At 59.8% G+C, this 9,362-nt stretch carries 9 protein-coding genes and 1 pseudogene; 8 read left to right on the plus strand and 2 right to left on the minus strand.

Going from position 1 to position 9,362, the window contains the following annotated elements; translation table 11 throughout:
• Together GGD61_RS41840 and GGD61_RS39720 are read left to right on the plus strand one after the other, a co-directional pair.
• The coding region (locus tag GGD61_RS41840) for a Mu transposase domain-containing protein (protein WP_409362506.1) at nucleotides 1-152 on the plus strand (152 nt) is incomplete at its 5' end.
• A 154-nt stretch (nucleotides 153-306) separates the two neighbouring features.
• A complete protein-coding gene (locus tag GGD61_RS39720) occupies nucleotides 307-720 on the plus strand; it encodes a DNA-binding protein (protein ID WP_141340323.1) in 414 nt (137 codons plus the stop codon).
• 141 nt (nucleotides 721-861) lie between these two features.
• Here the strand turns inward: GGD61_RS39720 and GGD61_RS39725 are convergent.
• Nucleotides 862-1,281 (minus strand): annotated as a pseudogene (locus tag GGD61_RS39725) (type IV secretory system conjugative DNA transfer family protein); the annotation flags it as partial.
• 388 nt (nucleotides 1,282-1,669) lie between these two features.
• Between GGD61_RS39725 and GGD61_RS39730 the strand changes: the two are divergent.
• The 6 genes from GGD61_RS39730 (at nucleotide 1,670) to GGD61_RS39755 (ending at nucleotide 7,462) form a co-directional block, all read left to right on the plus strand.
• Complete coding sequence (locus tag GGD61_RS39730) at nucleotides 1,670-2,476, plus strand: ParA family protein (protein ID WP_210311357.1); 807 nt, start codon at nucleotides 1,670-1,672, stop codon at nucleotides 2,474-2,476.
• Nucleotides 2,466-3,449: a ParB/RepB/Spo0J family partition protein gene (locus GGD61_RS39735; protein ID WP_183232498.1), complete on the plus strand. Its 984-nt coding sequence runs from the start codon at nucleotides 2,466-2,468 to the stop codon at nucleotides 3,447-3,449. The genes GGD61_RS39730 and GGD61_RS39735 overlap by 11 nt, the downstream gene beginning before the upstream one ends.
• A gap of 415 nt (nucleotides 3,450-3,864) precedes the next feature.
• Nucleotides 3,865-4,383 (plus strand): MobC family plasmid mobilization relaxosome protein, encoded by a 519-nt coding sequence (locus tag GGD61_RS39740; protein WP_183232499.1) that lies wholly within the window; start codon nucleotides 3,865-3,867, stop codon nucleotides 4,381-4,383.
• Nucleotides 4,380-5,459 carry a relaxase/mobilization nuclease domain-containing protein gene (locus tag GGD61_RS39745; RefSeq protein WP_183232500.1) on the plus strand — a complete coding sequence of 360 codons (1,080 nt, stop codon included), beginning with the start codon at nucleotides 4,380-4,382 and terminating at the stop codon, nucleotides 5,457-5,459. The genes GGD61_RS39740 and GGD61_RS39745 overlap by 4 nt, the downstream gene beginning before the upstream one ends.
• Before the next feature lie 197 nt (nucleotides 5,460-5,656).
• The gene (locus GGD61_RS39750) at nucleotides 5,657-6,070 is read left to right on the plus strand and encodes a hypothetical protein (RefSeq protein WP_183232501.1); all 414 of its coding nucleotides are present in this window, start codon (nucleotides 5,657-5,659) and stop codon (nucleotides 6,068-6,070) included.
• Between the two features lie 180 nt (nucleotides 6,071-6,250).
• Nucleotides 6,251-7,462, plus strand: a complete 1,212-nt coding sequence (locus GGD61_RS39755; protein ID WP_183232502.1) for a hypothetical protein — start codon at nucleotides 6,251-6,253, stop codon at nucleotides 7,460-7,462.
• A 368-nt stretch (nucleotides 7,463-7,830) separates the two neighbouring features.
• Here GGD61_RS39755 and GGD61_RS39760 read toward each other — a convergent pair whose 3' ends face one another.
• The gene (locus GGD61_RS39760; protein WP_183232503.1) at nucleotides 7,831-9,246 is read right to left on the minus strand and encodes a hypothetical protein; all 1,416 of its coding nucleotides are present in this window, start codon (nucleotides 9,244-9,246) and stop codon (nucleotides 7,831-7,833) included.
• Between the last annotated feature and the right edge of the window lie 116 nt (nucleotides 9,247-9,362).

Genomic DNA, 9,362 nt, shown 5'->3' on the forward strand with positions numbered 1-9,362 from the left:
CAGAGGACTACGAGTTCGCCGAATGGCGGCTTGCCCGGGTCTCCACGGATTATCATGTCGAGTTCGACCGCTTCTTCTATTCCGTGCCGCACCGGAATCTGTGTCCAATTGGATTGTTGAATCGAACAAGCGCGATTGATTCATTTTCCTGATCGGTCGATTGCAGGTGCACGCGCGATCCCTCGATGGGGGGCAGTTGTAGCGGCGCCAACGACGAGCCATGAGCCATTTGGCGTGCCGGCCCGGCCAGATTCAGCTCCCATTCTGGCCCGTTCTCTGGCATTTTCCGTCTGATCAGAGGACGCCATGCCGAGCCGGATTCCACTCGACCCGAAACTGCCCAAGGCCTTTGACGCGACGCCGAACGAAGCGCGGAGCAAGGCACAGCTCGATCAGTGGTGGGATCGTCCCTACGGCCTCACCCGTCCGGATGGTCGCATCGAAGTTCGGTGCCTGAACGGCGGAGCATGGGACCGCTCGACCCATCTCGGCATTGCGGATGACTACGATGCTGCCTGCGCATTGGCCGAAGCCAAGCAGGCCGAATGGCTGCGGTTCCGCGAGCAGCCCCGTACCTGTCTTGACGAAGGCCGGGTCACGGTGGTCCGGCAGCCGCAGCGGCCCGACGAGGAGATGCTGGAACTCGCTTCGTTCGCGACGGCGGAGGCGGCGACCGAGTACCTGCGCGCCAATTTCCCGGAACCATCTTCCTCGCGATAATCGCTCCGAGGCCATGGGGCGAGCCCCTTCGGGGACGGCTCTACTCGCGCCGCCAACGCGGCGCTCCCGGAGCCCGCACGCGGTCTCCGCGCATCCGCGTGACGATCCTCTCGCGGGCCGTGGACATACTTTCGATCGTCATCAAGTCCCGGAGCCTTGTTTCAGGTAGAACCTGTTTTCACCGACACACGCCTGCATGGCCGGCGCGCCTGAACCAGATGGCGCGGCCGCATCGCGGCGGCGGGTTGCCGGCCGTGAATTTCGTCGGTTCGCATGCGCAGAACTTCGTGTGGCATGATCAGCCGGCGGCGGGCGAGTTGCTCCGATCGTGTCCGCGACGAAGCCGACATCTGCGAGGACTGACCGAGCTGATCGACCTCCACGGTCGTGTCGCCGCAGCGCTTCGAGATATAGTCCGCTGTCGCGGGACCGGTGATCGCCGAGAACGAGATCCAGGACGCCGCTTTCGAACCATTTGCTCCTCACATCGCGGCCGATAGACTTCGCACATCTGGCCGATCAACTGCAGAGCATCAGCAGGTTGATGCCGTATTTGCGCCCGAGGGCGCAGCGCGGTTCTTACCGTCGTCCAGGTTTGGTGGGCGTCGGCTCCGTCTCGTCTTCACACTATACGGCGATTTGCGGCGTGGCGCTGCCTCAGAACGTGTTGGTTTGAACCAACACGTAGGGGCCACACGCATTTGGTTTTCGTTGTCTTGCTTCAACTCCGGTGCGCGCCTGCCCAATCGATGCGAACTCATTTCGACTGAGCGCCTCGGTCCTATGAGGCTCGGCCCACCTGACTCTTCTGGCAGGGGATTTTGTGCCTGGCTTTCAAGATTCTGCCGCGTGCTGGTTCGCAGTGGGTGTTGGTTCAAACCAACACCCAGGATGAAGAGGCCGGTCAAATCAGGACCGAGCCGGCATGCGAAGCACGGTCTGGAGGAACATGGATGAAACGGGCGCAGATGGTTGCACCAAGGTCGACCCGGTGAACACGATCGTCATCAACAACCAAAAGGGCGGCGTCGGCAAGACGACGCTTGCCGTGCATCTGGCCTGGTTCATGGCGGAAGCGGGCCGCCGGGTTCTGATGATCGATGTTGATGCGCAGGGCAACGCGACCGACACGCTCAAGCAGCATACGGGGTCGATTTCGGCAGCCGACCTCTTCAAGCCGGCGACCCGGTTTGTCGCTGGGGAAAACAACGGCATCACGCTGGCGCCGGCCGACAGCTCATTGACGGATATCGATCGCGGCAATGCCGCAGCTGTCATGACCCTGCAGCAGAATCTCGCCGATGCCGCCGACCGGTTCGATGTTTGCGTGATCGACACCCCGCCATCGCTTGGCCTTCGCAGCGTCGCCTGCTTGGTCGCCGCCTCGCATGTTCTGGCGCCGATTTACCTGGAAGATTATTCCGTAAAGGGCGTCAAAGCCCTGATGCAGACCGTGATCGGTGTGCAACGACGCTACGGTCGTCAGGACACGCGATTCCTCGGCCTGCTGCCATCGAACTTTAATACCAAGTCGCCGCGTCAACGAACACACTTGGAGCAGTTGTTGCGCGAAGCGGGCAAGTACGTGTTCCCAGGCCAGATCGTTGCACGGGACGGCTATGCCGAAGCCGTTGCGGAGCGGGTGCCGGTGTGGAGCTTGAAGCGTCGCTCGGCGCAAGAAGCCGGTCGGGAAATCCGCGCGGTTCTCGCCAAGATCGTGGAACGGCTTGATCAGGAGACGACGAATGACGCTTGATCTCAGCTTCAAGGAGCTCGTCGACGTCGCGGCAAACCCTGGCGCCGCAACGGGGCGACCGCTCCTGGTCGCGATCGACTGCATTGACGAGGACCCCGATCAACCGCGCCGCACCTTCAGCGAGCAGGAATTGGAGGAGCTCTCCCACTCGATTGCCGAACATGGCGTGCTGCAACCCATCGTGCTTCGCCGTTCTAGTGAGGATGGACGCTACGTCATCGCCATGGGCGCGCGCCGATACCGCGCAGCGCAGCGCGCGGGCTTGCGTGAAATACCCGCGTTCATTCAAGACGTCGATTTGCCAGACCGATACGCTCAGATGATCGAGAATATCCAGCGTGATGATCTGCGCGCGTCTGAGATCGCGGCGTTCATCGCAGACCGATTGGACGCCGGCGATACCCAGGCGGCGATCTCGCGCAAACTTGGCAAGCCAAGAGACTGGGTGTCGCGCTACGCCTCGGTTCAAAGCATGCCGGAATTCCTTCGGGCTCGACTTGATGGCAGTTCGATCCGTGCTCTTTATGAACTCTATCAGGCCTGGCGCACGCACCCCGACGAGATCGAACGGCAATGCGCGACCCAGGCCAGCTTTACCGACGCACAGGCTCGAAAAGTGGCCCGGGATGTTCGGGGGGAGGGCGGCCGCGCCAATCCCCGGAACGAATTACCGGTTGGGCGACCTCGATCCGAAAACTCCGCTCCCCTCCCGGAAGCACTGCTCCCGCGCAACGCGGTGAACGACCGCGAAGCGGCAACGGAGGATCGGCCAAAAGCTCGCGTCGTTGCGCAATCGAAACCGGCAGCATCGCTGGCAATCAGGGTTCGGTTTCAGGATCGGACCGCGCAGCTTGTTGTGGATCGACTCGCGACGCAGGGCTCCCGTCACGCTGTGGTGTTGGTCGATGGTGCCGACAACGAAGAAGAAGTTCCAGCATCAGCGCTTACAATCGAGGAGATCCTGTCGAGATGAACTCGTTCGACACTTTCGCGGCGGCGGCAGACTATCGGTCTGCGCCGGCGGAGCGACTTTCCCATCCGAAGGATGGCGCGTTAGCGCAGCAGCCGAAGGCCGAACGCGCTCCCCACAGTGCCGTAGAGAGGCCGCAGGCTGCTGGAAAGTCGCGGTCCACAGTGCCGGTGTCAGTTAGTGCCTTCGTTTCCTGGCTTGCCGGCGGATCGGTATTCGCAATGCCTAATCGGCCAAGGGGCCGCCGCGAGCAGAATTCGGCGCAGAGGGCAGGGGCCCTCGATCGCCTTACAGTGGCGAGCGTTGAATGCAGAGAGTGTTGGTTTGAACCAACATCATGGAGCGAAGTTTTTTGCTTTCTAGTGCAGGATAGGCTTCGCGCCAGCGATGTATTACATCGCGAATGGGATTGGAGTGCATGGCTCTGATCTCGCTTCGCATCTCCGACGAAGTCGCGGCGGCGTTCTCGATCCTTGCAGCTACCCAGGGCGGCAAATCCGCGCTGCTGCGGCGTCTCATTGCTGATGCACTCGCTGCACCAGCACCGCGCATCTTGGCGTTGCCGGTCGGACGGCCAGAGAAGGTGACGGTGCGGTTTCGCGAGAGCGAGATGCGGCAGCTCGCGGAAGTTTCACATCAGCGCGGCATGACCCGGACCGGCTGGATCGTTGCGCTGGTACGCTCGCGGCTGGGGTCGCCAGTGCAGCATTCTCCGAGCGAGCAGGACGCGCTTCGCGCGATCGTTCGCGAGCTCAACCGGATCGGCGGCAACATCAACCAGATCGCGCGTGCGGCAAACGCCAGTGTGCTGCTGGGCAGGGCGGTCGAGCCCGATCTGTCCGTAATTCAAGAAGCCAAGCTGGTCATCGAAAGAGAGCTGGCGCAATTGCGTAATGCCCTTCACGGCAACGCGGATTATTGGGATGGACGGCGATGAGTCGACGTTCCTCGCCGCGGTCGACCGACCTGGCCTCAGAGCTTCCGCCGATCTCGTATGTCTGGGAAACGCCCAATCGGCGCCCGCGGCGGTCCGAGTGGGATATCCCGGATCCGACCGGTTCCGGTCGCCTGACGCTGGCGATGCGTGCAAAGCTCGAACGCATCGTGCGCCGAGCACCAGAGGTGATGGTCAAGATCACCGGTCGCACAAAGGACGTGGCGCATCTCAAATCGCACCTCGCCTACATCACGCGAAACGGTGAACTTGAGGCGGAAACAGAGCAGGGCGCGGCTCTGACGGGTCGTTCTGGATTGAAAGACCTGCAGCAACGCTGGGAGGATGATGCCGGCCTCGACGACAAGCGCCGGCGTGATGGATCGCTTTCAATCAACATAATTCTGTCGATGCCGGCCGGTACCGATGCCATCGCAGTCAAGGATTCGGCCCGGGCGTTTGCCATTGAGAAATTCGGCTATAATCACGACTACGTCTTCGTGCAGCACCTGGACAACAAGCATCCCCATGTGCACTTGACCGTTCGGTCTCTGGGCCATAACGGCAAGCGCCTCAATCCCCGCAAGGCGGATCTTCAGGCCTGGCGCGAACGATTTGCCGGGGAGCTCCGGCTTCGCGGGATCGCGGCGGAGGCAACGCCGCGGCGAACTCGCGGACGCGTTCGAAAGGCCGGCCGCGGGGCGGTCCTCGCTATGCGCAAGCGAAAGATTACGCCCGAGGTCGATCGGCTCGCCCGTAAGGAGGTGCTTGCGGAGGTGAGGGGCGGTAAGGCTGCCAAAGGTCCTTGGGACGAGCAGATCAAGTCCCGTCAGGACGCGATCAGGCGGCGATATCTCGAGTATGCTGCCGAGCTAGATCGCTCTGGAGTCGCGGCAGATCACGAGTTGGCTCGCGAAGTTCGCCAATTCGTCCACGACATGCCTGCTCTCGAAACCCGACGACATGCACTGAAGAACGAGCTTTCGGAGCTGGCCACTGGCCGGCGGCGTCGAGACGCGAAGCAGGACGTTGATGCAGTGGGGCGCGACAAAACACGAGGTGACGAGCGGACCCGATAGGCGAGTGGGGTAATGATAATCCTGGGGTAGGGGGTTCCGATCCCTCCCCGACCAGATCCAGCATAATCCCTTGATTCCCGGATTTGGTCGATCGACGCTTCGATGCGAGGGATGTCCATTGATGTTCCTGAAGGGTGGTCAACCAATCGCGGTTAAACTGCAGTCAGCGTCTTCCTATGCGGGGGAGGACTTGGGCCGTGTTAATTCGTCAGGCTCTCGTGCACTATATCGGCGAGGCGATCCCGTCCTATGGTCGTTTCCCGACCACGTTCGACGGCAGTCTACCATTATACTGCTTTGGTGATCCAGCAAGAGGCGGCATTATTGGAAGGGTTACAAGCGCGTGCGTCAATGAAGATGCCGGTGAAGCCTGCTATGCCATCGTGGATCCGAACGGCAACTCTTCGCTTGTCAAAGAGTCGATGTCTTCCGACGCATTGGCCGACTATCGCGCGCACAAGGACTCGTATTTCGGAAGAGTTAGGCCAGTGGCACGGAAAACTGAAGATCCGTTTGAGCTATTCGAGTGGTTTGTGGAGAGCCATAGCTACATGACGCGTGAGAAATTACTTCGCAATCTCGCGGGCTCGCCTGACATTGCCACTCCGTAGCTTAAGCCGTGATGACCTGCTGTACGAATACTGCGAGCGGATGGTGGCAAGTGCGATGGCCCAGCCGAAGAAAGCGTCCTAGCGGCCTTTATCCTGCCGGGAGGGTCTTGGGGCTGAACTAGCAGGTTTCTTAATTGACCGGCTTGAAAGCAATGATCTAAGCCGGGATAGGCCCTCACGATGTCAGATTCAGATTTAGATCGTCACTTCCAAGCGGTCTGGAACCGCGCATGCAATGCCTCGTCGCATGGCGCGCTGACGCCTGAGCTGATTCAATTGTGGGCTACGGAACGCGGCCTCGACGTGACAAGCGTGGAGGAGCGCGAGGTCGGGATTTTCGCAAGGACTCCCGCCGTTGTGCTTGCCATCGGCGATGTCAAGGCGTGCTTCCCGAAAATCCAACCAACCGGCGATCCGAACTGGGAGGCCCGGCGGCATGCAGCCGAAGCAAAGGCCGCGTTGTGGGAGAAAGTGGAGTGGTTCTCTCCCTTTTGGATTCCAAGGGATAAGACGGAGAAAATTCTCGGCGACGCAAGACTCCGATCGCGAGAGCAGGCCATCCAACTCTTCAATTATCACACCTCGACTTTGTACACCTTGTCTTTCCAGGCCGTCTGCATTGCGCAGATCTTACCTAGTGCGCGGAGCTTGCAAGACGTGCGTGCCTTGGCGCGTGAGGCGTATCTCGCCTTCTATAGTGGCTATCGCGCGGCGAGTATTTCTGCGCTCATTCCGGCCATCGAAGGAGGTTTGACGCGGATCGTTTCCGGTTCGGAAAGCGAGCTTCCCACAGGCGTCAAGATTGATCGCGTCATTGACCGTTGCATCGAAAACGCGGCTCGACTTCACTATGAACGAATGTGGGTACCACAAGACTATCTGACCAAGGATTACCTGCTTGGTCAGGACGAGCGGATCTTCGCGTTTGAAACGTTCCGACGCTGGCTGCAGAAATCGTTCTTTCAAAAGACGGGCGAGTATGACGGCCTAACGTGGCTCAATCGGCACATGTTCGCGCACGGAACCCACTCAGACTGGCAAGAATCCGGAAACTTCAGCCGTTTGGTCGTGGCCTTGGCAACATTGGCTTTGATTGAATCCTGGTACGACGAGACGCACGTCGTGTCGCTGTTCTTCCCCGAGATGAATGAGGATAGCACGCTGCTGTGGCAACAAGCTTTGCTTCAAGCCAATGCGCAGATGAGCCTCAAGCTGATCGAGCAGCGGCGCTATCAGAAACATGGACGCCTTGTGCCGGAAATGCCGACGGACGATGGTGCCCTTCTGCGAAAGGCACTCTTGTCTGAGGAATGTATCAAAGACCTTGTTCGTCCGTTGCGGGACGCTGGCTGGATGGTCGAAGTTGGCGAACCAGATGAAAGCGGCCTTTAAAGTAGTGGCAAAGGCAGGTGGGCAGCAGTTTGCTGTGGCTCTGCTACACTATTGCGCGACGGACAACAGCATTTATCGCAAGCTGGCCGAAACCTGCATCGCAATTCTGTATCGCGGAGCGCCGTACAAGCAGCAGCAGTTTGCCTCCGGAATTAATGTCCACGTCGGTCCCGTCGCGGGATGGCTGCCGCCGATCGCCCCCAATCGAAAATCTACTTGGCGGTCGCATCCAACATGGAGGCGCCTCCGACGACGGATCACACGGGGCACGGATTTCATGAAGTCCGCTTGGAAAGCCTTGCGGAATCGTCGCAAGCGCGCGTTTCGCAGTTGATAGAAGTGGGCTTCGCCACGCAGCAGCCCGCCTTCTAGCCCGCTTTGCGGTCGCCATCGGGATTGGTGATCTTTTCCTCGACGATGCGTGCTTGAGCGACGCCCGACTGGACCAAGACATCGAGTGATTTGAACAACTCATCGGCCCGGTCAACCAGGACAGCATGCGACGTGGCATCGTCGGCTACGGTATGATCGAGCCAGGCGCAAACGCGGCTGCCAATGTTCTTTTCTGCCCAGAAATTTCGGTCGACGCCGTACGCCGCGCACCAGGCCGTCATGGCCTGAACCACGAATGGAATGAGCGCCTTGTCATGCGACGACTCGACCAAATTCAAAAACAGGCTCGCCAGATAGCCTGACGTCGGAGCTCCAACAACGAGGTCTGTCAGTGTTGCGATGGTCGCCTGCAAGCCCGGCCAATTGACAGGAATTGTCGGACGTCCCGTGTTAGCCCAGCGCGACGGCTGATAGAACATCGCGTTCAGGGCGTCGCCGGCATGGGTCTCGCTGGTAAATCCTTTCTCGCGACCCAGACGTCGATAGTTCCAGGCTCGCTTGATGCGATCTGCGAGCAGTTCGCGGACATTAGCAGGATTTTCAGGCTCTCGGGTGTCCGTTGCGACCGTCGCGCTGTCATACCCGCGAAGGAAGGACGCCATCACATCATGAACCGCTTCGTCATTGAAGCTCACGATGCGATTCACGAACAGGTCGACGGCTTCCGAGTGTGACAGCGCAACACTCAGCACGCCGATAAAATTGAAAAACGCGATGTTCCATGTGTCGGGTCGATGGTCGCGTTCGCGCACGTCTTCGCCATGCGGGCCGTTCGCGGCGTCGGTCCACGTCATCAGGTGAACGGCCAAGTCCTTAACCCAGACAGGCACGTCGTTGATCGTGAAACGGATAAGATGATGCGCAAGCTTGGCGATCGCGTGTTCATCGACATAGTGACTTGGCAGCTCATCATCATCGTCATCATCATCGTCTTCAATATGTCCATCGTTGCCCAGGCGAATGCCCCGCCGCGGCGTCGTCCGCCACGACGCCAGCTCGGGCCATGACGGTTCCGCACCCTCTCCGTCGAGCCAGCGCCGTTCGATAGCGATCTCCGCGTCGATTGCGTCGCGGTGAAGGCGGTCATTCTCCTTCTGTCGCTCAAGACCTAGAACGCGGCGCAGATGAACTGCGCTGACCATGACGATGCGGATGATAGACCGCGGAATTCGATCGGTTACTTCGCCAAGACGCAACAGATTTTGAGCCAGCGCTTCCAGCACCGCAGGGTGTTCGTACCCAGCCAACTCTAAGATCATATCGCGCATCGTCGTGTCGCGATCTCTCAGGAAGAGAGAGATGATGCCGAGAGCGGCACAAGCAGTCGCGTTATATTCGACCTGATCGTTGCCACGATATTCGCGGTCGTTTTGTGCCGATGCCGTCAGCAAGATTGACCGTGCCCAGATCAGTGTGTTTCGGCATGGAATAAGGACCCCGTTTTCGGGGTGATCGGCATCCAATCGGGACCCCGGGGCAAGGGTCCACAGTGGCTTCCATCAAGTCA

The organism is Bradyrhizobium sp. SBR1B, from assembly GCF_014198205.1.
In the GTDB taxonomy this organism is placed as follows: domain Bacteria; phylum Pseudomonadota; class Alphaproteobacteria; order Rhizobiales; family Xanthobacteraceae; genus Bradyrhizobium.